Annotated in this window: 23 protein-coding genes and 2 pseudogenes; 2 read left to right on the forward strand and 23 right to left on the reverse strand. The window is 56.0% G+C overall.

What is annotated here, in order from left to right; translation table 11 throughout:
- Positions 1 to 160: 160 nt before the first annotated feature.
- Positions 161 to 1,870: pseudogene (locus B9Y90_RS10225) on the reverse strand (flagellar biosynthesis protein FlhA); the annotation flags it as partial.
- Between B9Y90_RS10225 and B9Y90_RS27655 the strand changes: the two are divergent.
- Together B9Y90_RS27655 and B9Y90_RS10235 are read left to right on the forward strand one after the other, a co-directional pair.
- Positions 1,866 to 2,672, forward strand: a pseudogene (locus tag B9Y90_RS27655) (OmpA family protein); the annotation flags it as partial. The pseudogenes B9Y90_RS10225 and B9Y90_RS27655 sit on opposite strands and share 5 nt — an antisense overlap.
- An 82-nt stretch (positions 2,673 to 2,754) precedes the next feature.
- Positions 2,755 to 3,525, forward strand: coding sequence for a C40 family peptidase (locus B9Y90_RS10235; protein ID WP_441302652.1), 771 nt, complete (start codon positions 2,755 to 2,757; stop codon positions 3,523 to 3,525).
- A gap of 410 nt (positions 3,526 to 3,935) precedes the next feature.
- Here the strand turns inward: B9Y90_RS10235 and B9Y90_RS10240 are convergent, their stop codons facing one another.
- From B9Y90_RS10240 to rna, 22 genes are all read right to left on the reverse strand, one after another.
- On the reverse strand, positions 3,936 to 5,165 hold the full coding sequence (locus B9Y90_RS10240) for a beta-ketoacyl-ACP synthase (protein WP_085541174.1): 1,230 nt from the start codon (positions 5,163 to 5,165) through the stop codon (positions 3,936 to 3,938).
- Positions 5,162 to 5,893 (reverse strand): 3-ketoacyl-ACP reductase FabG2, encoded by a 732-nt coding sequence (locus B9Y90_RS10245; protein WP_039291091.1) that lies wholly within the window; start codon positions 5,891 to 5,893, stop codon positions 5,162 to 5,164. Before B9Y90_RS10245 ends, B9Y90_RS10240 begins: the two co-directional genes overlap by 4 nt.
- Positions 5,890 to 6,366, reverse strand: a complete 477-nt coding sequence (locus B9Y90_RS10250; RefSeq protein WP_085541175.1) for a hotdog family protein — start codon at positions 6,364 to 6,366, stop codon at positions 5,890 to 5,892. The genes B9Y90_RS10245 and B9Y90_RS10250 overlap by 4 nt, the downstream gene beginning before the upstream one ends.
- A complete protein-coding gene (locus B9Y90_RS10255) occupies positions 6,363 to 7,532 on the reverse strand; it encodes a beta-ketoacyl-[acyl-carrier-protein] synthase family protein (protein WP_085541176.1) in 1,170 nt (389 codons plus the stop codon). The genes B9Y90_RS10250 and B9Y90_RS10255 overlap by 4 nt, the downstream gene beginning before the upstream one ends.
- Position 7,533: 1 nt before the next feature.
- Positions 7,534 to 8,118: a DUF3261 domain-containing protein gene (locus B9Y90_RS10260; RefSeq protein ID WP_085541177.1), complete on the reverse strand. Its 585-nt coding sequence runs from the start codon at positions 8,116 to 8,118 to the stop codon at positions 7,534 to 7,536.
- Complete coding sequence (locus tag B9Y90_RS10265; RefSeq protein WP_085541178.1) at positions 8,115 to 10,439, reverse strand: MMPL family transporter; 2,325 nt, start codon at positions 10,437 to 10,439, stop codon at positions 8,115 to 8,117. Before B9Y90_RS10265 ends, B9Y90_RS10260 begins: the two co-directional genes overlap by 4 nt.
- A complete protein-coding gene (locus tag B9Y90_RS10270) occupies positions 10,408 to 11,013 on the reverse strand; it encodes an outer membrane lipoprotein carrier protein LolA (RefSeq protein WP_085541179.1) in 606 nt (201 codons plus the stop codon). The genes B9Y90_RS10265 and B9Y90_RS10270 overlap by 32 nt, the downstream gene beginning before the upstream one ends.
- Complete coding sequence (locus tag B9Y90_RS10275; RefSeq protein WP_085541180.1) at positions 11,010 to 11,432, reverse strand: acyl-CoA thioesterase; 423 nt, start codon at positions 11,430 to 11,432, stop codon at positions 11,010 to 11,012. The genes B9Y90_RS10270 and B9Y90_RS10275 overlap by 4 nt, the downstream gene beginning before the upstream one ends.
- A 3-nt stretch (positions 11,433 to 11,435) precedes the next feature.
- Positions 11,436 to 13,127: a glycosyltransferase family 2 protein gene (locus B9Y90_RS10280; protein WP_085541181.1), complete on the reverse strand. Its 1,692-nt coding sequence runs from the start codon at positions 13,125 to 13,127 to the stop codon at positions 11,436 to 11,438.
- The gene (locus B9Y90_RS10285; protein WP_039291108.1) at positions 13,118 to 13,471 is read right to left on the reverse strand and encodes an ApeI family dehydratase; all 354 of its coding nucleotides are present in this window, start codon (positions 13,469 to 13,471) and stop codon (positions 13,118 to 13,120) included. The genes B9Y90_RS10280 and B9Y90_RS10285 overlap by 10 nt, the downstream gene beginning before the upstream one ends.
- Entirely contained in the window at positions 13,458 to 14,819 is a 1,362-nt protein-coding gene (locus B9Y90_RS10290) for an AMP-binding protein (protein ID WP_085541182.1), read from the reverse strand. Before B9Y90_RS10290 ends, B9Y90_RS10285 begins: the two co-directional genes overlap by 14 nt.
- The gene (locus B9Y90_RS10295; protein ID WP_085541183.1) at positions 14,816 to 15,397 is read right to left on the reverse strand and encodes a COG4648 family protein; all 582 of its coding nucleotides are present in this window, start codon (positions 15,395 to 15,397) and stop codon (positions 14,816 to 14,818) included. Before B9Y90_RS10295 ends, B9Y90_RS10290 begins: the two co-directional genes overlap by 4 nt.
- Positions 15,398 to 15,403: 6 nt before the next feature.
- Positions 15,404 to 15,655 carry an acyl carrier protein gene (locus B9Y90_RS10300; protein WP_038474792.1) on the reverse strand — a complete coding sequence of 84 codons (252 nt, stop codon included), beginning with the start codon at positions 15,653 to 15,655 and terminating at the stop codon, positions 15,404 to 15,406.
- A gap of 12 nt (positions 15,656 to 15,667) precedes the next feature.
- The gene (locus B9Y90_RS10305) at positions 15,668 to 15,925 is read right to left on the reverse strand and encodes a phosphopantetheine-binding protein (protein ID WP_038474790.1); all 258 of its coding nucleotides are present in this window, start codon (positions 15,923 to 15,925) and stop codon (positions 15,668 to 15,670) included.
- On the reverse strand, positions 15,906 to 16,721 hold the full coding sequence (locus B9Y90_RS10310) for a lysophospholipid acyltransferase family protein (protein WP_085541184.1): 816 nt from the start codon (positions 16,719 to 16,721) through the stop codon (positions 15,906 to 15,908). The genes B9Y90_RS10305 and B9Y90_RS10310 overlap by 20 nt, the downstream gene beginning before the upstream one ends.
- Complete coding sequence (locus tag B9Y90_RS10315; protein WP_085541185.1) at positions 16,718 to 17,440, reverse strand: beta-ketoacyl synthase chain length factor; 723 nt, start codon at positions 17,438 to 17,440, stop codon at positions 16,718 to 16,720. Before B9Y90_RS10315 ends, B9Y90_RS10310 begins: the two co-directional genes overlap by 4 nt.
- 62 nt (positions 17,441 to 17,502) lie before the next feature.
- A complete protein-coding gene (locus B9Y90_RS10320) occupies positions 17,503 to 18,564 on the reverse strand; it encodes a methyltransferase (RefSeq protein ID WP_085541186.1) in 1,062 nt (353 codons plus the stop codon).
- A 67-nt stretch (positions 18,565 to 18,631) separates the two neighbouring features.
- A complete protein-coding gene (locus B9Y90_RS10325) occupies positions 18,632 to 19,018 on the reverse strand; it encodes a lipoprotein (RefSeq protein WP_039291120.1) in 387 nt (128 codons plus the stop codon).
- A 331-nt stretch (positions 19,019 to 19,349) separates the two neighbouring features.
- A complete protein-coding gene (gene rnk, locus B9Y90_RS10330; RefSeq protein WP_039291122.1) occupies positions 19,350 to 19,760 on the reverse strand; it encodes a nucleoside diphosphate kinase regulator in 411 nt (136 codons plus the stop codon).
- Between the two features lie 160 nt (positions 19,761 to 19,920).
- Positions 19,921 to 21,297, reverse strand: a complete 1,377-nt coding sequence (locus B9Y90_RS10335) for a GntP family permease (RefSeq protein ID WP_085541187.1) — start codon at positions 21,295 to 21,297, stop codon at positions 19,921 to 19,923.
- A 280-nt stretch (positions 21,298 to 21,577) separates the two neighbouring features.
- Positions 21,578 to 21,736 (reverse strand): hypothetical protein, encoded by a 159-nt coding sequence (locus tag B9Y90_RS26915; RefSeq protein WP_156108028.1) that lies wholly within the window; start codon positions 21,734 to 21,736, stop codon positions 21,578 to 21,580.
- A 91-nt stretch (positions 21,737 to 21,827) separates the two neighbouring features.
- Entirely contained in the window at positions 21,828 to 22,634 is an 807-nt protein-coding gene (gene rna, locus B9Y90_RS10345; RefSeq protein WP_085541189.1) for a ribonuclease I, read from the reverse strand.
- Positions 22,635 to 22,680 lie beyond the last annotated feature (46 nt).

A 22,680-nucleotide genomic window follows, 5' to 3' on the forward strand; every position in this document is an offset into this window, starting at 1 on the left:
AGGGGAAACGGGCTGTGGCATCAGGTCAAACGCTTTGACAGTGTACCCGCCTGACGGCGGGTAACTGAAGTGACTTTAAACATACAAGGGGATAAGCCATATCCCCCATTGCTTGTTTCCCCCCTCGCCTCTTTGGGGAGAGGGCCGGGGTGAGGGGAAATCACGCCAATGTCCCGACAATCTTCAAATCACTGTCGTCCGGCACCTCGTTATAAGACAACACATGCAGAGCGGCGCTAAACAGGCGGCCATAGCGCGCCAGAATTGGACGAAGCTGTGGGGTGACCAGCAGCAGCGGCGGCAGGCTTTTCGCTTTCATCTGCTCGTAAATCATCGGCATAGTATTTTGCAACTGCGCCAGAATATTGGGGTCAACCGGGAAGCTGTCCAGCGCAACTTTCCCCGCCTGCTGGGCCTGATTCAGAGCGTTCAGCAGCAGGTTTTCCAGGTCGTTATCAATGGTGTAGGCGGCAAGCTGTCTGCGGTCGCCGTTGATGTTGTGCAAAATAGCGCGGCGCAGGGCGTAGCGCACATCGGCGCAAAGCAGTTGCGGATCTTTGGTCACCGCCGAACTTTCCAGCAGCGTGGCGGCAATGGTGACAATATCTTTCAGCGACACCTGTTCCAGCAGAAGCTGGCGGTACACTTTCAGCAGTTGACTGAAATTCAGCGCATTCGCTAAGTCCTCCGCAAGCTTGGGTGCCTGCAACGCAAGGCGTGAATGCAAGTGAGTAATATCGTCATAGTTAAACAGGTCTGGCAAATGCTGGCGCGCCACTTTGTTGACATGTGTGGCCACCACGCTCGCACAGTCCACCACCTGATAGCCAAGATTTAGCGCCCGCGCCTTTTGGTCAGGATCAATCCAGACGATGGCCATCCCGTAAGCCGGATCGGTATCCAGTACGCCGTCGATTTCGCCTTAAAGCTCGGTGCCAGGAATAGCCATTAATTTTTCCGCGTTCACTTCCCCCAGCGCCACCCGAATACCATTGATGTGGATGGCGTACTGGGCGGGCTTGAGGCGGAAGTTTTCACGAATGCGGATCTCCGGCAGCAGCACGCCGCAGGTTTCAGAGATAACCTGGCGCGCCCCACGAATACGCTGCGAAAGCGGGCTTCCTTTGGCTGTATCAACCAGCGCAACTAGCTTGTAACCAAGATTTAAACCAATCGGCTCTACCAGCGGAATACTGTCCCAACTGACGGTGGGTTCCGTGTCGGGGATGAGTGCCTCCTGAATCGCCAGGATGTCATCATCCTGCTGCTGCGCAGGCTATACCACTTTGCTCTGTCGCCAGGCGGCAAACAGCAGCAGGACGGTAAAGCTCAGGAAGGCGATATGCGGCATGCCCGGCACGATGGCCAGAATAAACATCACGAACGCGGCGGTATAAAGTACGTTCGGGCGAGCGAGCAACTGCGTCTTAATTTCGTGGCTAACGTCGCCGCCATCGCTTACTCGGGTCACGATGATGGCCGCCGCAGTCGCCAGCAGCAGCGATGGGATCTGCGCCACCAGGCCATCACCAATCGTCAGCAGCACGTACTGCTGGAAGGCGTGGCTGGCATCAAGATCGTATTTAAAAATACCAATACAAATCCCGCCGATCACGTTGATGATAAGCACCATGATCCCGGCAATGGCGTCGCCGCGCACGAACTTCGAGGCCCCGTCCATCGCGCCGTAGAAATCGGCTTCGTTGGCAACGTCTTTACGCCGCGTTTTAGCCTGTTGCTGATTGATTAAGCCGGCGTTCAGGTCGGCATCGATTGCCATCTGCTTGCCGGGCAGGGCATCAAGGGTAAAGCGGGCCGACACTTCAGAAATACGCTCTGCGCCCTTGGTGACGACCACGAAGTTGATCATGGGGGCAGTTACCGAAGAAGAGCGGAAAGAGATTGTCTCTCTGCTCAACAGCGACTCGCTGTTTGAGGGCATGTCCGCGATGCCAATTACCCAATCAAACGGCTCCGGCGGCAGCGTGACTATCCTTGCCGGGAAACCAAAATCGGATGATGCTGGATCTGACGTTCAGCAGGATGTCGCTGCGCTGCAGGCGTTGACCAGCGCGGCAAACCAGGGGGAAAGCCTGGAAGAGGTGAATCGCCGCTCAGAACAGGAAATCGAAGATTTGGCCCGAGTGATCATGAAGATCACTTCTGCCTATGATGCGCAGTCTAATTTGCAAATCGAAATTGTCCCGCAGGGGCTGCGTATTCTGGTACAGGATGACCAAAAACGAGAGATGTTCCAGCGCAGCAGCGCCATTCTGACGCCCTTTTTTAACCGCTTGCTGACGGAGTTTGCCAGGGCGCTGAACTCCATCGATAACAAAATCATTATTACCGGGCACACCGATTCCACACGCTTTCGCGATCAAGAGCTTTACAACAACTGGAACCTGTCCGGTGAGCGTGCCATGCAGGCACGTAAAGCGCTGACGAAGGGCGGGCTGGATTACGGGAAAATTCTTCAGGTTAGCGGAATGGCTGACCAGATGCTGCTCGATCCTGAACATCCGCTCAGTTCGGCTAACCGCCGCATTGAAATTATGGTTTTGACCCATTCCGCGAGCGCGTCGCTGTATCAGTTCTTTGGTCAGCACGGCGAAAAAGTCCTTAAACCGCTGGCCGAGCGCGTCGTGCAGCAGCCATCCCCGACACGATAAGTTTTAGGTATTTGAATTGCTGATTTTGATTTCCACCTCAATTGTCTCCACTTTACCGCCTGCGTCCGAACTCTCCCGGCGCATGGCGGGATTTTTTTTTCTGCTGCTATTCGTCCTGTTTTCATCACAGGCCAGTGCGTTACCTGCTACAAAGTCTAAAGCAGGCGTCAAGCGCACGCAGGTCGCGCAGCTGCAGAGCAAAGAAGCCCGTGAACGGATGAAAAATCGTGCAAGGTTGCTTGCCAGCGCCAGACAGCGCCTTGCCGTTGTCCCGCCCACGCCTGAACAGAAAAAGCGCCAGGCCGCTGAAAAACTGGCTGCCCGGATCCTGAATCGTGAGCAGTTAGCTATGCACACTCGCTGGCGTCCTGGGATGATGGGGGGATCAGAAGGCCTGTGGCCGTTGGCGACCGAAGCGCTTATGGCTGAGATGGTAAGCCCTCGCGTTGAAGCGACTCTCCACAAAGTGATAGCACGGCTCAAGCAGCAGTTGGGCAAGCCCTATGTCTGGGGCGGGCAGACGCCGGAGCAAGGCTTTGACTGCAGCGGGCTGATTTATTACGCCTATAACAAGCTGCTTAGCCAAAAACTCCCGCGTACCGCCAACGGCATGTTCCAGGACAGGCGATTAAAGCGAATTAACCAGCAACAACTTCAGCGCGGCGATCTGGTGTTTTTTAGTATCAAAAGTCAGGATCGCGCCGATCACGTCGGGGTTTATTTAGGAGAAGGGCAGTTTATCGAGGCGCCCAGAACCGGGCTGAATATCCGGATAAGCCAACTGACGGACAATTACTGGCAGGATCATTATCTTGGCGCGAAGCGTATTTTGACCGAAGAGGCGATTCTCTAAGGTTTAGAGGCCTGGGCTGGCCAGTCGGAGAGAAAACGAAGGCGATTTAAGCTGGAACTGGGCCTTGCTTCTTATTTTTACCCTCACCCTAACCCTCTCCCTGAAAGGGAGAGGGAATAAACAACGTTTCCTATAGCTTTTGTTTTCTTCCTCTGCGGGAAGGGAGAGGGAATAAACAATGTTTCCTATAGCTTTTGTTTTCTTCCTCTGCGGGAAGGGAGAGGGAATAAACAATGTTTCCTATAGCTTTTGTTTTCTTCCTATGCGGGAAGGAGGAGGGAATAAACAATGTTTCCTATAGCTTTTGTTTTCTTCCTCTGCGGAAAGGGAGAGGGAATAAACAATGTTCCCCATAGCTTTTGTTTTCGCCCTCTCCCGCTTGGGGAGAGGGCCGGGGTGAGGGGAAAATATTAAGCCCAGCGCTTAATGACGATAGAGGTATTAATTCCCCCGAAGGCAAAGTTATTGCTCTGCAGGAACTCGCAGTCAATTTTACGTGCTTCACCCATGATGTAGTCCAGCGCGCCGCACTGCTCGTCTGGTTTACTAAGGTTTAGGGTAGGGGCAAACCAGCCTTCACGCATCATCTGCAGGCTCATCCAGGCCTCAAGTGCGCCACAAGCACCCAGCGTGTGGCCGAAGTAACTTTTCAGCGAAGATACCGGGACGTTGTCACCATAAATTGCCGCCGTGGCCTGGCTTTCCGCAATGTCGCCGCGGTCGGTTGCCGTGCCGTGAGCTGAGATATAGCCCATATCCAGTGCGCTCAGCCCTGCCATTTTCAACGACTGCTCCATGCAGATCTGCATGGTTTCACGCTGTGGCTGGGTGATGTGTGCGGCGTCACAGTTGGTGGCAAAGCCGACTATTTCGCCGTAGATGGTCGCGCCGCGCGCTTTCGCATGCTCCAGCTCTTCCAGAATCAGTGTCCCCGCGCCTTCGCCGATCACCAGGCCGTCGCGCTGCTGGTCGAAAGGTGACGGCGTGGTTTTGGGCTGATCGTTGCGTTGGCTGGTGGCAAACAGGGTATCGAACACCGCGGCCTCGGAAGGGCAGAGCTCTTCGGCACCCCCGGCAACCATGACCGTCTGGTAGCCGTGACGAATCGCCTCCCACGCATAGCCAATGGCCTGGCTGCCTGAGGTACAGGCGCTGGAGGTCGGAATCACCCGGCCACGCAGGCCAAAGAACAACCCGGTATTCACGGCGGTGGTATGCGGCATCATCTGCACATAGGTGGTGCCGGTAATATTATTGGTGTGTTTTTCCGTCAGCATGGTGGCAAATTCGCTCACCGGACCGGTGCTGCCCGTTGACGACCCGTAGGCGATACCGGTTTCACCGTTGGTCAGTACGGCTTCACCGATTAACCCCGCTTGTTCCAGCGCAAGCTCGGTTGCGCGGGTGGACATCAGCGAAACCCGCCCCATGGCGCGAATGCGCTTGCGGGTATAATGTTCCGGCAGCGTAAAGTCATCGATTGGGGCGCCGAGCAGCGTATGAAGCCCGTCGTAAACCTGCCACTCCGGCATTTTACGTACCGCATTTTCGTATGCCAGCAGCCTGGCGGAGACGCTCTGCCAGTCTTCACCAAAGGCGGTAACGCCGCCCATGCCCGTAATCACGACACGACGTGTCATAGCATCCCTCCGTTGATGGAAATAACCTGTCGGGTCACGTAGCCCGCAATATCAGACAATAAATAACTGGCCAGCCCGGCGACTTCCTCTGCCTGGCCAGTGCGCTTCATGGGGATCATGGCCATCGCCTCTTTCAGCGCGGCTTCCTCCATTTCGATCATGCCGGTATCGATGAGGCCCGGCGCGATGCAGTTGACGGTAATTTTACGTTTAGCAAGTTCAATAGCCAGCGCTTTGGTGGCACCGATAATGCCCGCTTTCGCCGCGCTGTAGTTGACCTGGCCGCGGTTGCCCATTACGCCTGACACGGAAGATAACGTGACGATTCGTCCGCCTTTGCGCGCGGCAATCATCGGCATAATGCACGGCTGGATAACGTTATAGAAGCTATCCAGATTGGTGTGAATAACCGAGTCCCAGTCTTCTTCACTAAGTGCAGGGAACGCTGCATCGCGTGCAATACCCGCGTTATTCACCACGCCGTACCACGGGCCATATGCCTCTATGTCTTGCTCCAGCACTTCGCGGCATTGCTCGCGGTTGCCCACATCAAAACAAAGCAAACGTCCGGCTCCCCCGGCGGCCAGGATGCCGTCCAGGGTTTGCTGCGCGCCTTCGGCATCGCGATGGTAGTGAACGCCGATAACAAACCCGTCGGCGGCAAGCTGGCGGGCGATGGCGCGGCCAATGCCTTTGCTGGCACCGGTAACCAGAACAGAACGACTCATGCTGTAGATCCCTGATGAAAAAGCGTGGTTAATTCTTCTTTGGTGGGCTGGAAGGTGTTCACCCGGCCAGTGGCCAGCGTCTCATCGCCCACGCTGATAATGCATTCGAAGCTGCCGAAGCGCTCGTCCTGCATGAGCAGTTTGACCGTGACGGCGAGCCTCGCCTTGGCAGGCAGGAGGCCCGCCTGGCAGATGAGTTCCCGCGCGCCCAACACCATCCCCAGGCTGATGCTGTCTTGCCCACACTGTTTTCGATGCCAGCCGGACCAGACGCCGACGGTTTGCGCCATCAGCTCCAGCGCATACCAGCCGGGCAGGTTTCCCTGCGCGTCAATAAAGGGCCCCAGGACGCTGGATTCAGCCACCGTAACTTCGCAGACCGCGGCGTCATCCGTCACGCTGACAACTTTTTCAAGCAGCAGCATCGGCGCGTCATGAGGCAGGTATTCCGTGGGGGATAAATAGTGGCTCATAGCATTCTCCCCAGCAGAATACTGGCGTTGTTTCCGCCAAAGGCGAAAGAGTTAGAGAGGATAACCGGCCGCTCAAGCGGCCTGGCGTAGTCAATAATGCCGCAGGGCGGCAGGGCTGGATCGCGAGGAGAACGGCTGAAATCCTGCGGAGGAAGGGGTAAATCACGCTGCAAAATCAGCATCGCAATGGCCGCTTCGGTAATGCCTGCCGCACCTAAAGTATGCCCGGTAAGGTGTTTGGTTGAGCTACAGGGAATCTCCTCACCAAACAGCGCGTGCATGACTTTGGACTCAACCTGGTCGTTTAGCTGTGTGGCGGTGCCGTGCAGATTGACGTAGCCGACTTCTTCCGGCGTCATTCCTGCATCGGCAAGGGCCTGCTGAATGGCGCGAATAGCCCCTTCACCTTCGGGATGTGGCGCCGAAATATGGTGGGCGTCGCTGGACTCTCCGACCCCAAGCAGCGCGATTGGCTGCGGCTCTTTCGTCAGCAGCATTAATGCCGCACCTTCCCCAATCGTGATGCCGTGGCGATCCCTGGCAAAGGGTTCACACAGCTCGGCGGAGAGCGATTCAAGGCTATGGAAGCCGTTGATCGGCATGCGGCTTAACGTGTCGGCGCCGCCAACAATGGCAACATCGGCAAGCCCGGCTTCAATCAAACGGCGGCCGCTGATCATCGCCCTGGCGCTGGATGAGCAGGCGGTGGAGAGCGTAAACGCCGGGCCGTCCAGTTTCAGCCAGTGGCTCAGGAAGCGGGAAGGATCGCCCAGCTCCTGCTGCGGGTACTGCCAGCTATGGTTCTCTTTATCGTTCAACGTCTGGTCGACGTAAATATCACCTTCATCGAGCCCGGATGTGCTGGTACCGAGGACGATAGCCACGCGGTCGTGACCAAACTTTTCTATTGCTTCATCGACCTGCGGCTGAATTTGCGCCAGCGCGGCCAGCAGCAGCTGGTTGTTGCGGGAGCGATGGGCGGCGAAAGTTTCCGGAATAGCCGGTAACTCACCGTCAACACCACCCAAAATGGCTTCTGCGTGCCCCTGCAGCCAGCCGCTGCGTGCCCGCATGCCGGGCGCACAGTTCTGGCCCAGATTAGCGGCGATGTTATCGAGGTCATTGCCCAGCGCGTTAATCATGCCGACGGCGGAAATATAAATCATCTCAGTCACCTAAATATTGAATGGTGATGTGGTACTTAAAGACATATTGCTGAATGCTTATCGGCTCGCGCTGGCCTTTGCGCATCAGGTAGGTGATTTCGGTCACTAGCTTGCCGCTGGCATTGCGTAGCTCGCGCTTATCGCCTTTGTCGGTGAGCGTCCAGCCTTTCGGCAACTGTGTCTGCCAGGCGGAAATCGGCCAGTGGCTGAGCATCACGTCGGCCAGAACCTGACTTGCCGGGGGGAGCTGCGGGACGACAATAGACTGCTCGGTATGCAGCCCTTTTTCATCGTAGGTGACCAGGAACAGGCGGATCCCTACCGAGGACAGACCGGCCAGCGTCAGCTTTTTATCGTCGGCGTTGAGCATCACCAAAAGCGATTGGGTTTTACCGTTAAAGCTGCCGGTTAACAGCTGCTGCGAGTTCACCGTCGGGGAAATCCCCGGTGCCGGGAGCGTAACGCGTGCGCCGGGCTCCAGCCAGGCCTGCGGGCGGCCTTGCTGGTCTTTCGGCGAGTGGCTACAGCCGGTCAGCATCAGCGCAGCGGCAAGCGATACGGCGTGCCAAAAGTTAAGCTTTATCATTTCTTCTTTTCCCTTTTTTTAGCGGGCATGGCCAGCGGAGACAGCAGGAAGGCGGTAAAGATCCCGCTGACCAGAACGATGCCAAAGCTGCTTATTGCCTGCGTGGCGCTAAAGACCAGCATGCCGAGCGTCAGTAGTGTGGTGACCATTGCCAGCGAGATGGCAAGCAGCGAGGTCAGCGGCGTGCCGCGCGGGTTGCTGAAAAACAGCGTGTAGTTAATGCCGATGCCGAGCACCAGCACCAGAGCCAGCAGCGAAAACAGGTTCACGGCGTGGCCAGTCAGCGATAAAACGGCCAGGCCGCAGCTCAGCGACAAAACGGAGGGCACCAGGCTGATGAGGCCTTTGCGCCAGCCAAGACGGAGCATGGCCCCGCAGGCGATGACGGCTAATGCCACCAGCAACAGGCCGGTCAGAATATGTCGGTAAAGCGCAAACAATGTATCGAAGGTCTCTTTCCGGTCGACCCAGGCCACGCCAGGCTGTTTTGCCGCCAGATCGTTCAAGGCGGCTGATTGTTTAACGCCGTCAACAGGCACCAGCACACCGCTTTCGCCATGGCTCAGCGTGATCCACAGCAGGCGCCATCCCTCACTTGCCGGGCTTTTTAGCCAGTCGGACACCGTCACTGGCATGGGGCTGAGATCTGGCGTAACCGTTTGTAGTCCGGCTTGCTGCAGGACTTGCGCAACCGTTGGAGTAGCCTGCTGTAAAAGCGCTAAATCCTGCTGCTGACGAGCCAGCGAGTTGACGGGCAAGGTTCGATACCCGCCGATCAGGCCGCTATTTTTTGCCTGCTCCAGCTCGGGCATAAACGCCTCAAGGCGCTCAAGCGTTTGCTGTGGCGTACTGCCATAAACCACAAACCATTTCTGATCGACGCTTTGCCCGGTCAGCGCGGTAATGGTTTTTTCCTGGGAAAGTAAATGCTGCGGTAACGCCTGTAGCTGGGAGATATCGTCATTAACCTTTAGCGTAGAAACACCGACAAGCGAGAAGACCGCCAGCGCAACCGGCAGCCCGACGGAGAGCTTTTTATTCCGCCGCCAGGCGGCGAGCCATCGCAGCATCAGCACCATGGCTGGTACCGGGCGAACCGGCAGGCCACGGCACAGCCACGGGTGCCAGAAAATGACCGTCAGGCAAGAGGCGCTTAGCCCCACGGCGGCGAAAACGGCCATCTGGCGAATACCGGGGAACGGGGCGAGCATCATGATCAGGTAAGCTGCAACGGTAGTGAGCAGCGCCAAAAGCAACGCATTACGCACCTTCGCCAGACTTTGCCACGGCGTGACTTCGCTACCGTGCACCATGCGTTCCGTCAGGTAGTAAAGCGTATAGTCGGCGGAAATACCGATGATGCTCATGCTCATCACCAGCGTCATCAGATGCAGTTCGCCGAAGATAAGCAGGGTGACGACGGTGCCGGCAAGCGCGCCGATACCGATGGAAATGACGCACAGCACGAGCGGGCACAGGGAGCGAAAAACCGCCACAACCAGCAGCACCACGCCGAGCAGGGTAGCTACGCCCAGCGTGGAGATATCTTTCTTCGCCTGTTGGCTGGCGTAATCGCTGTAAAACACCGTGCCACGAGAAAGGATCTGCGCCTGCGGATAACGTTCGCTCAGTTGCTGTTTAAGGGAGTCGAGCGTAGTCACTAAACCGTGGGTTTGCTGCATGTCAAAAGAGGAGCCCGCCAGCTCGCCGTGCAGCAAATACCAGTAATTACCTTGCTCATCCTGAGTCACCAGCCAGCCGTCCATTAGCCTGAGGCGTTGGCCGTTTTTGGCCATAGCCAGCTGCGAACCGCGCATTAGCATCAGCGGGTCGTTTTGCAGCTCTTTCCCGCTGACGCCGGAAAAGGCGGAGTAAAGCTGGGAGAGGATCCACTGCGCCTGTGCATCCCCGCCGTTTTGCAGGCGTGCCCGCGTGTCGGCATCAAGCATGCCGTTGCGGTGCTGCCAGAAAAACGCGCCCCACTGCTGCTGGGCTGCGGCGTCCATCGGGCCTTTGACTTCGGCAAGCGCGTGCGAACGCTGGAGCAGGCTGAGCCAGGCCTGCGCCACGGCCGGATCGGCTTTTTTACCCGGGCTGACCAGCCAGACCAGCTGCTTGTCCAGACGTTGCATAAAGCCGTCGTTCAGGGCTGGGGGGATCGCGCCCAGCGCCTGTTTGGGCAGCATAGCCAGCACGCTGCTGTTCATCCTCGAACCGGGCAGCAGGGTGAGTAAAGCCGCCAGCAGGATCAGGCAGGCGATGCCCCACAGCAGAGCCGGGGTTTTGCGGTTACTGTGCGACAAAGCGTTGGCGTTCGTCATCGGTGAGCTGAGCCGGGGTCAGTTTATGTTGAGAGAGCGCGATATCCGTGCGATCTCCCTGTTTGTCATTGAGCTGGATGCTATCCAGATATTGCCCGCCGGCAAGATCGATGCTGGCGAAAATCTTGTCCAGCGGCGTGACGATTGGCGTCAGGCGCAGCGTCCAGCGGCCTTCGCCTTTGTCAGCAAACTCCACGCGAAAGTTTTGTTCCAGCACTTTGCGGTCGGCCTGGAACAGCGCGCGCAGCAGGTGGTTAAACTGGAACATCTGCGGGTTATTTTCCGCAGTGATTGTCTGAGGCGGTTGGCCGTTAATGGCCTGAACCATGCGGGTATCGTCCAGCAGTAGCTTCATGGAGAAAGGGGTCGTCTGGTCCCAGAGCAGGCCTTTATCCCGGGCTATTAACATTTCGCCGGAGGATTTCAGCGGCTGCGGCAGATCTTTAATGGTACGCGTTTGCTCGAAATGCGCGCGGACCACCGGCTGTTCGGTGAAGCGTTGTTGCAGGGTGTCAAGCGTCAGGGCGTTGACGACGGGGCTGAGCAGCAGCGCCAGCACTGGCCAATATTTCATGGTTTGACTCCCATACGTTCAAATAAAATGTCCGGGCTAACGAAGCACAGCTCATTGCTTTTTTCTTCAACCGCGACCTGAATGGTGTAACCGCTGGTGGCGCGTTTCCCGGTTTCGGCGTCGAAAATCTCATAGCCTATACGCAGGCGGTTTTCGTATTCCTCAATACTTGCCCGCACGCGAATGCGCTGCTCAAACGTCAGGGGGTTACGGTATTTCACGCGGGTATCCACCACGGGCCATAAATAGCCAGACTCTTTCATCTGGCGGTAGCCGTAGTTGAACTGGTTCAGCAGCGCCTCTCGGGCAATTTCGAAGTAGCGAAAATAGTTGCCGTGCCAGGCGACGCCCATCATGTCGACGTCATGAAAAGGGATTGTCAGTTCGACTTCTGCGGTAAAACGGGGATCGTTATTCACCCTTTACTCCTTGTCTTTGACGTCCGGCAATTGCCAGAAATCGAAAAAATTAAACCAGTCGAGCGGCGACCGTAGAGCATGGTGCTCCAGGCGCTCCGCGTAGCGGTCGATAGTGCGTTGCAGCGCGGCCTGGCGCTCCGTGCGCGGCAGCAGAAGCGGGTCGGCAAAAGGCTCGAAGTGAATGCGAAGCTTGCCCTCCTCGCGCAGGGCAAAAATCAGCTCGACCGGGCAGCGCAGAATAGAGGCCAGGATGAACGGGCCCTGCGGGAACGGTGCGGCCTGGCCCATAAACGGGCTCCAGCAGACGCGCCATTCGTTGCCGCGCTGCGGGTTAACCGCCACGCGATCGCCGACAATGGCAATCCACTCGCCGCGCTCCAGCTTCTCTTTGAGCAGCATGGCGGTGTCGGGCCCAATGTCGGTGACCGGCATCAGGTTCAGCCCGGCCTGAGGAGCCATTTCCTGCATGATCTGCTTAAAGCGCTGGGCGTTATCGTTAAACACCAGCGCATTGATGGTTTTACTGCCTTCCAGCTGCGCCAGCGCGCGGCAGGCCTCAACGTCGCCTAAATGGGAAGCGAGCAGCAGTTTTCCCGCGGTACCGCTGGTGTTGAGCGTTTGCTCCGCGCCAGGCGCGAACAAAACGTCACGGCCGAGCCGCAGTTCGCCGCGCCAGCTGGCGATTTTATCCAGCATGGCGTCGCCAAAACGCAGGAAGTGGCGGAAGCTGTTCAGGTTGGCCGGTATCGGCATACTGCGGGCCGTAAGCTGCGTGCGGACACGTGAAATCCAGCTTTGTGAAGCTTTACGAGCGCGATGTGCGGTGAGCCAGTAAACGCCCACGACCGGGTAAAGCAGCAGGGAAAATGCACCTCGCCCCAGCAGACGCCAGACCAGCAGCATCAGGCGCATGCCCCACAGACCTTTGACCTCTTTCTGTTCTGCCCAGTGTTGTTTTTTACGGCGAAACAGCAGGGAAGGGATGCGCGGCAGCATGCCGAAGAACAGACGGGTGTGCATCAGCGAGATGCGGCAGTTATCTTTGAGCGCATCGAAGTGCGACAGGCCATCCAGCGGATAGATCACGCGGGTTGGCACGAAATAGCTGGTGTTGCCCTGCCAGTAAAGACGCACCATGACTTCGGTATCGAAGTCCATGCGCTTGCCCAGGGAAACGCGGCTGGCAAGCTTCAACGTAGGGGCTACCGGATAAACCCGGAACCCGCACATGCTGTCTTTCAGCTGCAGCGACAGCGTTTCTATCCACACCCAGATGTGGGTTATCCAGCGGCCATACAGGCGCGAGCGGGGAATAGAATCGTCATAAATGGGCTGCCCGGAAATCAGCGCTTCCGGGTGCTGCTGCGCCAGCTCAAGCAGCCTGGGGATATCTTCTACGGCATGCTGGCCGTCGGCATCCACCTGTACGGCGTGGCTATAGCCTTTTTCTGCGGCAACCTTCAGCCCGTGAATGACGGCTTCGCCTTTGCCGGCATTCGACGGCAGGTGAATCAGCGTCAGGTTTGCATGATGGGCATCTAACTGCTCAAGGATCTGACGCGTAGCGTCATCGCTACCGTCGTCGACAACGATGCAGGGTAAATCAAAGGGGGCCAGGCGCGTGAGAACGCCCGGCATCATAGCGCCGTGGTTATAGCAGGGGATAAGGACGCAGGGGCGGAAAGTCAGCGACATAGGCGGATTTTCCCGCTGCTGGCGGTATGGCGTTGTTCACCGTCATGGCGTTGAAAGCTAAAGCTCAAGACCTGGCGGGCTTCATGCCACTCCAGTGCTAACGTGACGGTCGTTTCCGGCAGCAGCGGTGCCTGGAATTTTACGTTCTGAATGCTGTGGAAACGGTAGCCTGGTGCCAACAAGTCACAGGCATACCGCATCACCCAATCCAGTTGGGCAACGCCCGGTAGCAAAGGCTGTACGGCAAAGTGCCCCTGGAACCAGAACAGGGAAGGGTCGAGATAAAGCACGACGTCCAGCTTTTCCGGTTGTGCCTGGTGGCGCTCAATTTCATGAGGTTTCATGAAATAACTCCTGTAATTGCGCATAGACACGCTTGTTCATGTTATTGACCGGGATCTCGTCCACAACGCGCCAGTAGCGCGGCATGGCGACCGGTTCAAGCCACGGCTGAAGCGACCTTCGCCAGGCCATTTCCTGCGCCTTGCCGCTGCGCTGTAGCCAGCGCTGACGGGCAGATTCGTTGAGCACAAGCAGGACGCCAATTCCCTGACGCCCGCCGCGAGAAACCGGCAGCGCAGCGGCCTCGGAAATGCCTTCAAGCTCCAGCAGACGCTGTTCAATTTCCGTCAGCGAAATGCGCTTTTCTTCAATTTTAACGACACGTCCGCGGCGCCCCATCAGGCGAAATTTGCCGTCGGCCTCAATGTGAAGTACGTCATCCAGCAGCAGCCCTTCTTCGGCAGCAATCAGCGGCGAACGGGCGCGGAAGGAACCCTCTTCTGGGGTGATATTTACGCCCGGGAACGGCAGCCAGGCAACGTTATCATGCTCCCGGTAGCGCCACGCGAGCACGCCGGTTTCGGTGCTGCCATAAATTTCATCCGGCAAGACGCCCAGCCATTGCGCAACCTGCGTGACATCCTGCCAGGGTAGCAGGCCGCCCGCCGAGAGGATCATTTTTACCGGCGGTGGGGAAAGCTGGCGATCCAGTCGTTTCAAAAAGGCCGGACTGCTGATAAACGCGTAGCGATACTCGTGGCTTAGCGCGGCAAGCTGTTCGGCGTAATAAAGCATGGCGGCATGCAGCGGTTGCCCCAGGGTCATTGGCAAAAAGATGCGGAAGGTCAGCCCATAGAGATGCTGCGGCACGACCGAGGCGACTATCCTGCATCCTTCAAGCCGTTCGGCAAAATGCGCCGTCAGCAGGGCGGCTTCCCGATCCAGATGAGTAATAGGTTTCACTACGCGTTTAGGCGTTCCAGTCGAGCCTGAGGTGAAGAGCTCCACAAAGGCATCGGCAGCAACGTCGGGGAAAAAGATGGTTTCTTCTTCGGTTTGTTGCTCTGAGCGCACAAGACAAAGTGGCCCTTGCCAGGCAAGGTCTTTGTCGCTTAATACGCCGTCGAACAAGCTGCGTTGCTCATCAAGCAGCGCGCTCCGACAGTGGCCTGGGATAACCGGCGTTCTTCCGGCATGAAGCGTCGCCAGCAGCGCCACAACAAACAGGTAACTGTTTTCAAAGCACAGCGCCCAGCGCTGGCCGGGGCGATGAGCCATTTGCTGCATTAGCTGTGCGACGTCGTGGCGCAAATGCCCCAGCGTCCACTCTTGATTGCCAAGCCAGGCAATAAGCGTGGATGAAGGGCGTGGCGCGGTTAGCCACCCTGCCAGAGAAAGCGGTTGCTTCATTGAGATTCTCTTTTAATCACCCGGCGGCGAACCAGCCATTCTCCGGCCATTAACGTGCCCATCAGCAGATAGGCGATCATGCCGTTCCATGCCGTCCACAGCGCCATATCGCCGTACAGCGCGGTAAACAAGGCAATACTGCCGTTCGCCACAAAAAACAGGCACCAGATCTGCGTCACGCGGCGGGTATAGCGTACTGCCGGTTCAGGAAGATCCGGTTCACGCAGGCGTGCCAGACGTTCGACAATCGGCATCGAGGACCACAGCGAACCGCCGAAAACGGCCAGCATTACGCTGTTCACCACGACCGGATAAAACAGCAGCAGCTGATGCGTTTTCAGCAGGTAGCTGGCCGCGCACAGGATGATTCCTGCGACGGCGACAACCTGAGTGACGATGCGTAAAGGACCTGCCTGACGCCGGGTCTGACGAAAGCGGAAAAACAGCAGCAGAGCCATGAGCGGCAGCAGCCAGTGAAGGCTGTTATGCGCCAGGCCTAGCCAGATAATGCCAGGCCAGGCCAGCAGCAGCAGACCGGTCAGCAGCTGTACACCCGGAAAAGCGCGAGCGCACGGCACGGTGCGTTACGCTTCTCGTATCAGACGTTCTACCGCATCGACCACATCTTGTATGGTGCGAACGGCCTTGAACTCTTCCGGTTTGATTTTTTTGCCGGTTTTTTTCTGCAGATGGACGATCATGTCGACAGCATCAATGCTGTCTAACTCCAGATCTTCATACAGGCGAGCCTCTGGCTTGATGTCCTGAGGATCGATTTCAAACAGCTTTACCAGCAGCGCGGAAACTTCTTCATAGATAGCGTGTGGATCGGTCATAACGGACTCTCCTCAGGCTCGTTGAGCGTGAATGAAAGATGCCAGCGTGGCGACGGAAAAGAAGTGCTGGCGCATTTCTTCGCTTTCCGCAGAAAGCACCACACCGTACTGGTTTTTCACCGCCAGCCCCAGTTCCAGAGCATCTATAGAGTCCAGGCCTAAGCCCTCGCCAAAAAGTGCTGCATCGGTGTCAATGTCGTCGCTCGACATTTCATCCAGATTGAGTGTGTTTATGATGAGATTTTTAATTTCAAGATAGAGCGCTTGCATCATTAATACCCGAAAGAGGTGTCGACCCCTGTTGTAATTGAAGCAAAAGGTGCCGGTTTAACTGCCTTGCGGACAGCGCCGGTTCTTGTGAATTTGCCTGGTGAAACTGGTCAATGCTTATTCGTTCGCGCACCTTGACGGTGAACAAGGGTTTTGCGGGAGGCACATTGTACCATTTGCTTTGCTTGTCCAGCAGGTTCTCACTGCAGTGGATTGTCGCCACCCGTAAGTCGCTGCCGCAGCGCACGGCGATGTTGGCCGCACCGCGCTGAAGCGTCATTTTACCGCCGGGCTGCGTTCGCGTGCCCTCGGGAAAGATTAATATTGTGTCACCTTGCTGTAGCCGCTGACGGCTTGCCGGCAGCAGGGCATCGGCCTGGCTGTTGACCAGATAGTCCGCTGCGCGAATAACGCCGCTGACAAAAGGATTTCTCAGCAGCGCGTCCTTCACCAGGCAGTCGGTCTCTGGCATCACGGACGCGAGCAGTACGTAGTCGATGAGCGTTGGATGGTTGGCAACGACCAGACACCCTTGTTCGGCTTGCAGAACGTCCTGTCCTTCAATACGGTAGTCCAGCACCTTAATGGCTTTAGCAACCGTCAGGAAAAGGCGAAAGCTGGCGGCGATGCTGCGGCGTGCAATGCGGCGACGCTTTGCATTATCTCTGATAAACACCAACAGTAAGTTAAACCAAACGGTAGAGAGCAACAGGCCGCCGAGCCCAAAGAGCACAAAGCAAAAGCCCGTCATCGCAAGACGCCATAGCCAGTTTAGCCGTGCTGCCACGCGCTTCATGCACGACTCCATTGCCACTCAACGCGCTCGCCCGGCAGGGTAAAGGCCGGGCTGTCATTTAAATAGTGCTGTAAAAACATCAGACTCTGCGGCAGGGCAGGTTCGCCAGTTGCATCGCTTTTTTGCGTGCTGCACTGCAGGCGGCTTCCCGCTTCAATGACCAGCGCGACTGCATAGGGCCAGGTAGGCATTTCCGACGGCAGACGCGGGTGGTAAAACGCAGGCAGCAGGCCGTCAAAATCGACCATCATGATTTTTTTGTAACCTGCCTGTAAGAGGCAGATGACTTCGCAGAGGCCCTGCTGGAAGGTATCTTTCCCCGCGGACAGCGACACGGAAGTAATCGGCTTTTTAGCAGCAATCGTCAGGTTACCGACGGAGGAATTATGAACAGAAAGCGCGAAATCCGTAGGGGAGAGCGGCTGTTCAGTCGCCAGCGCCTGCAGAATCCGGTAGTTGCGTTCCAGCTCTCCATGACGACTGGTATAGAGCACGGCATCAATCTCGTGGCGGCGAAGCATGGCAAGTCCGCAGTCAACGGCCAGTTTACTGCCTGAGCTCAGGCGGCGGGCCGTCATCATCGGGAGTTCGCTTAGCGCGCCCTGAGGTTGAGTCTGGTCGATAGCCTGCCCGTGCTGCGACCAGTGCTGCCATTCTGCCGCGTTGCTGAGACCCGGGGCTTTCGCCTGCCAGTCAATAATGTTGAGTGCAAATTTCATCCGCGTAGTTCTGCGTTCAATCCGAGTGTTATTCTAATTACCGGCGCTGAAGGTGCGCTGGGTCAGGAGATTTTCTGGCATACCAGCAGGGTATGACCAACGCCTAAGTTGTCGTGGCGGGCTGAAACATGGAATCCAGCCATTTCCAGATAACGATAAAACTTCTCTACGCTGTAAAAACGGCTGTTACCGTTTGCCATGCAGGTAAAGTAAAGCGAAGAGGCATTCAGGCTAAACGAAGCCGCTTCAAATTTTTGTGCGTCCCAAAACAGTTCCATCACGCAGAGTTTTGCGCCGGGCTTCATCACCCGAGCTACGTTGCTGAGGAGCTTAATAATTTGCTCCGGTGAGAAGCAGTCCAGGAACTGGCTCATCCACCAGATATCTGCCTCCCCGGGCAGCGGGGAATCGCTCAGCATATCTACGCTGTGGAAATCAACGCGCCTGGAAAGCCCAGCATTCTCTATATTTTCACGGGCGAGTGCAATTTGTTGTGGCAAATCCAGAAGCGTGACCGCCACTTTTTCATCATATTTGCAGCAGCGTATTGCCCATTTTCCCGTATTTCCGCCAACGTCATAAAGACGAGCCGGTTGGCTGGCAAAAACATGCGGCAGGGCTGCTTCAAAGGCCGCATCGGAATAGTAATGATCGAACGCAAACCAACTCTCTTTGGCAGAAGTGGGTAATTGCGAAAGTGCGGGGTAAATGGTCGGCCAGTCGCCAAACACTTTTAGACCCGAGGGTTTACCCTCTTTTAGTGCTTCCTCAAGGAAAAACAGCCCCTGATAACAAACATCCTGGGTGAAATCCATATTCACGCGAGTCATGGTGTCATGCACCAGGAAATGGCCGATTTTCGCCAGGAAATAATGTGCATTTTGCCTGAAGATAATGCGCCCACTCAGGCCCATATCCAGTAAAACGCTGGCAGCATATTCGTTAACGTTGCAGGATTCCGTTATTTCTTCGAGGGTTGCGCCCTGTTTTCCTTGCTGGTCCAGGTAAGCGAGTACGCCGGCATTTCGCAGGCAGAGTGCCGTTTGAAACAGCATGGGGGCAAACGCGATTCGCTGGGCTTCCGTAATGGCATCCAATGCGCTAAGGCTGTCCTGTTCGTACATATGCTGCAATACCTGTCAACGTGATAAAAAGAAAACGCCGAACCGTTAGATTCGGCGCTAAGCAAAATTACAGACCGGAAGAGGCCAGGTTAACCTGAATATCTTTGTCCAGGTTACGAACCCAGCGATTATAATTTTTGTGAATTTTGCCGCCGGAAGCGCGCAGGTTCAGGCTGTTTTCATAATTAATAGAATAGCTGTTCGCGGTATAGTTAATGCGCACTTCAGCGGTGAATTCGCGATTCTGCTGGCGAGCTTTGATAACACCTGGGCTTACTTCATTCATTATCCACTGGCGCTGAATACCCGCTTTGAGAATGGCACTTTTAACCTGTGCTTCAGTGTGACCAGCGCTAACGGTGGTTTGAATGTTGGCGATAGGTGCAGTGCGCGCACAGCCTGCAAGAACGCCTAAAATCAAAAACATACCGAATAACTTAGCAACCTTTTTCATAACGTCTCCATTTGTATAAAATAATCGAAAATATCGGCATGGCCGCGTGCAACATTAATAGTTAATTCATATTAATGAGCGGGAAAATAGAGGGAATAGCATCTTTATGATGTAGGGAATAGCCTCGAGCGGACGCTGCCGTTTTAGGAAAATACTGCTCATCAACAAAGGGCGGAGATTTTGTCAATTTATTTAACGAATGTAAATCTGCGTCTTTAAAGCAAGTGCTATTAATTTTGGTAGTTGTTGAGGGTATTTATAAACTGGTATGGCGGGTGGCAAATAACGATTTAAGGTAAATTCCCCTCTGCGTGGCAGAGGGGAAACAAAATTAACGGTGGAATTCGCCGGCGGCTTCCGGTTGGTATTGCAGCGCCAAAACTTCCAGATGAGTCTGGCTGCCGTTGGGTAACGTCCAGTTGATGCTATCGCCAACCCTCAGGCCGAGCAGTGCGGCACCGACCGGGGCCATAACAGAAAGTTGGTTATCGCTGTCGGTGAGATTTGCCGGGTAAACCAGCGTGCGCACGTGGACTTCCTGAGTGCTTAAATCGCGAAACTCTACACGACTGTTCATGGACACCACATCCGGTGGCATTTTTTCCGGGCTGCACATCTCCGCGCGATCCAGTTCGGCGTTAAGCGCCTCTGCCACCGGGGCTTTGGCGTACTGCGGCTGTTCCAGCAGGCGGTCAAGGCGTTCGGCGTCTAGTTCGTTAATGATGATGGCAGGTCTGGACATAGTTCTCTCCGTGTAAAAAACAGGGCACTCATGTGCTGAAATCGTACAAAGAAAAACCCCCACCGAAACCGGCGAGGGTTGTTCACGTAAGACCGATGATACTGAGCTTAGCCTGGAGTTGAAAGCGAGATCAGTCACATTTTGACTTCCCCCGAGTCCCTTACAGAATCACACTCCCCAGCGCCGCCAACAGGAAGGCGATGGTGCCGATCAGCGTTTCCATCACGGTCCAGGTTTTCAGCGTCGTTTTCTCATCCATTTCCAGGAAACGCCCCACCAGCCAGAAGCCGGAGTCATTCACGTGAGAGAGGACGGTAGCGCCCCCGGCAATCGCGATAACGATAAAGCACAGATCAAACTGGCTGAGGCCCGTGGTTGCTTCAACCATCGGTGAGACCAGCGCGGCGGTGGTGGTCAGGGCAACAGTTGCTGACCCCTGCGCGACGCGGAGCGCAGTCGAGATAACAAAGGCGGCAACAATAACCGGCATGCCTGTGTCTGAGAGTACGCCAGCCAGCGCGTCACCAATGCCGCTTGCGCGCAGAACGCCGCCGAACATACCGCCTGCGCCGGTCACGAGGATAATGCCGCAAATCGGGCCCAGCGCGCCGTCACAAACTTTTTCAAGATGTTGGCGGCTATGTTTGCCGCTGAAGACCATCAGGGCAAAAAAGACGGTGATCAGCAGCGCAATAGGCGTTTTGCCCAGCATGCGTAAGAAGTTCACCAGCGTATTGTCGGCGCTGACCCAGCCGAGCACCGTGGCGGTGTTGAGGCCGGTATCGAGGAAAATCAGCACCAGCGGCATCAGTAAAATCGTCATCACCATGCCGAATGACGGCGGCTGATGATTTTCATCCACTTCAATTTTGCCGAGGAAAGAACTCGGCAGAGGAATATCGAATTTCTTCCCGGCATACAGCCCGAAGAGATAGGCCCCGATATACCAGGTCGGGATAGCAATAATCAGCCCCACAACAACCAACAGGCCGATGTTTGCGCCCAGCAGTTCGCTGGCCGCCACCGGGCCTGGATGCGGCGGCAGAAGCGCATGCATCACTGCGAAAGCACCGGCCGCCGGGAGCGCATATTTCAGGGTTGAACCGCCGAATTGCTTAGCTACGCTGAAGATGATCGGCAGCATGACCACCAGGCCCGCGTCAAAGAAGATTGGGAAGCCAAACAGCAGTGACGCGACGCCGAGGGCAAAAGGCGCCCGGTGAGCACCAAAGGTGCCGACCAGGGTGTCCGCCAGCACTTTTGCCCCGCCGGAAATTTCCAACAGGCGGCCGATCATGGCGCCTAATCCAACCAATAACGCGACGCCTGCCAGGGTACTGCCGAAGCCACCCAGAATCGTGGGCACAATTTTGTCGAACGGCACGCCGGTGACGAGAGCCACAATGACGCTGACCAGGGTCAGCGCCAGGAAGGCATGTACGCGAAAGCGCATGATCAATACGAGCAGAAGCACGACGGAGCAGGCGGCGATACCCAGCAGGGTTCCTGCGCCTAAACTTGTTGTTATTTCGGTCATTTTATTTCCCCAGTGGCAAATTCTCAGATGAATGCACCAAAAGCGTGTTATTGGGTGATGCTGATACCGGTAACATGATATCGGTAACATCAGGCTGCCTGTAAATGAACTCTGTAATGTTTGTTAACATTTTGGGACGAAGTTCAAACAATCAAAATAATCAGCGCGAAAGGTGAGCGGGAGAATTGTTTGGCTGGAAAAAATCTGACATGCGTCTGACTTATATCGTCAGTAAACGGAATAAAGCGCGGGCCACCGTGCTGTACGGGGCCCGATTATTTTAACGAGCAGGGTGTTCCGCTATCGGCAACAAGAGCTCTTTGAGGATTTCATAGCGCTGCTGCGGCGAGAGCCAGATAAATCCCAGCAGTTTTTGCTGGCTGCCTTCACGCTCGAACTGCGCCTTCAGCTGCAGTAAATACCGTTTTGTTCTGTTCATGGTCACCTCCAGGTCCGTTACCTGAAGGCTATAATCAAAAAACCGGAACAAATAGTGATGCGATTAATTTTTGACTTCAGTATTTATCCTGTCAGTAGCCAACTGCGTCCAGACGGAAACTCTTCCCGCAGTTTCCCGGGTGTTTTTGCGGGGCAAAGGAGGCGCTTTGCAGCGGCTGGTTAATCTTGTCTGCCAACAGGGAGATCTGCATTTCCGTGAGGTAGGCGGGATTACCGTCACAGGTTAGCTTAATGGCATCCACTGCATCGCTACCCCAGGTTTGCTTCACGGCTTTGTTAAACGCCTTACGCGTCACGGTCTGGCCGTAATTCTGAGCAAGGAACTGGCCAAAGGCGCTGTGTTTCACTTCCCCGTTCAGGCGCACCATCGTGCCGAAGTAATCGTCGGGGTTAAAGCCAAAACAAACGCCATGCTTGGCGTATTCGTAGCGCTCCAGGCAGGATTGCCCCCCGGCGCCGGGCATCACGCCGGCCAGCTTTGAGGCCATTTCAACGGAAAGCCCGGTGTCTGGTGCGGCGCATTTGTTTGAAGCTCTTGCTTCGGCCATATTCGGTACCGGGCGAGTGGCGCAACCGTAACGCATCCAGCGTTTCTCATCGACACCGCGTGAAGCGACAGATTTTGGCAGACCTGGCCAGAGGCCGTGAACGGTCAGAAAGGCGCTTTTATCCGCCTGTTCCTGCTGGGCTTTACACTCCGCGGGTTCGTTGCGATTGCGGTCGTGCATGCTCTGACAGAAGCCGGTTTGCCAGGAGAGCGCCAGCACGTAGCGATCAAAATCCCCGTACTGGCTGGGCTGCAGGGCGTCGGCAAACGCTGCGGGACTGAGGAAAAGCGGTGTGCAAAGCAGTAAATGTCGCGGTGTGAAATTCATCATTATTCTCTTATCTGTCCTGGAGGCGGGCTTATTATAGGCATAAAAA

Origin of the sequence: Cedecea sp. NFIX57, assembly GCF_900177785.1 — a bacterium.
Lineage (GTDB): Bacteria > Pseudomonadota > Gammaproteobacteria > Enterobacterales > Enterobacteriaceae > Cedecea > Cedecea neteri_C.

Bases quoted from the DNA above. Each gene is read 5' to 3' on its own strand.
- B9Y90_RS10235 (WP_441302652.1), top strand. From the start codon at position 2,755: ATGGCGGGATTTTTTTTTCTGCTGCTATTCGTCCTGTTTTCATCACAG.
- B9Y90_RS10240 (WP_085541174.1), bottom strand. From the start codon at position 5,165: ATGACACGTCGTGTCGTGATTACGGGCATGGGCGGCGTTACCGCCTTT.
- B9Y90_RS10245 (WP_039291091.1), bottom strand. From the start codon at position 5,893: ATGAGTCGTTCTGTTCTGGTTACCGGTGCCAGCAAAGGCATTGGCCGC.
- B9Y90_RS10250 (WP_085541175.1), bottom strand. From the start codon at position 6,366: ATGAGCCACTATTTATCCCCCACGGAATACCTGCCTCATGACGCGCCG.
- B9Y90_RS10255 (WP_085541176.1), bottom strand. From the start codon at position 7,532: ATGATTTATATTTCCGCCGTCGGCATGATTAACGCGCTGGGCAATGAC.
- B9Y90_RS10260 (WP_085541177.1), bottom strand. From the start codon at position 8,118: ATGATAAAGCTTAACTTTTGGCACGCCGTATCGCTTGCCGCTGCGCTG.
- B9Y90_RS10265 (WP_085541178.1), bottom strand. From the start codon at position 10,439: ATGACGAACGCCAACGCTTTGTCGCACAGTAACCGCAAAACCCCGGCT.
- B9Y90_RS10270 (WP_085541179.1), bottom strand. From the start codon at position 11,013: ATGAAATATTGGCCAGTGCTGGCGCTGCTGCTCAGCCCCGTCGTCAAC.
- B9Y90_RS10280 (WP_085541181.1), bottom strand. From the start codon at position 13,127: ATGTCGCTGACTTTCCGCCCCTGCGTCCTTATCCCCTGCTATAACCAC.
- B9Y90_RS10285 (WP_039291108.1), bottom strand. From the start codon at position 13,471: ATGAAACCTCATGAAATTGAGCGCCACCAGGCACAACCGGAAAAGCTG.
- B9Y90_RS10290 (WP_085541182.1), bottom strand. From the start codon at position 14,819: ATGAAGCAACCGCTTTCTCTGGCAGGGTGGCTAACCGCGCCACGCCCT.
- B9Y90_RS10300 (WP_038474792.1), bottom strand. From the start codon at position 15,655: ATGACCGATCCACACGCTATCTATGAAGAAGTTTCCGCGCTGCTGGTA.
- B9Y90_RS10305 (WP_038474790.1), bottom strand. From the start codon at position 15,925: ATGCAAGCGCTCTATCTTGAAATTAAAAATCTCATCATAAACACACTC.
- B9Y90_RS10310 (WP_085541184.1), bottom strand. From the start codon at position 16,721: ATGAAGCGCGTGGCAGCACGGCTAAACTGGCTATGGCGTCTTGCGATG.
- B9Y90_RS10315 (WP_085541185.1), bottom strand. From the start codon at position 17,440: ATGAAATTTGCACTCAACATTATTGACTGGCAGGCGAAAGCCCCGGGT.
- B9Y90_RS10320 (WP_085541186.1), bottom strand. From the start codon at position 18,564: ATGTACGAACAGGACAGCCTTAGCGCATTGGATGCCATTACGGAAGCC.
- B9Y90_RS10325 (WP_039291120.1), bottom strand. From the start codon at position 19,018: ATGAAAAAGGTTGCTAAGTTATTCGGTATGTTTTTGATTTTAGGCGTT.
- rnk (WP_039291122.1), bottom strand. From the start codon at position 19,760: ATGTCCAGACCTGCCATCATCATTAACGAACTAGACGCCGAACGCCTT.
- B9Y90_RS10335 (WP_085541187.1), bottom strand. From the start codon at position 21,297: ATGACCGAAATAACAACAAGTTTAGGCGCAGGAACCCTGCTGGGTATC.
- B9Y90_RS26915 (WP_156108028.1), bottom strand. From the start codon at position 21,736: ATGAACAGAACAAAACGGTATTTACTGCAGCTGAAGGCGCAGTTCGAG.
- rna (WP_085541189.1), bottom strand. From the start codon at position 22,634: ATGATGAATTTCACACCGCGACATTTACTGCTTTGCACACCGCTTTTC.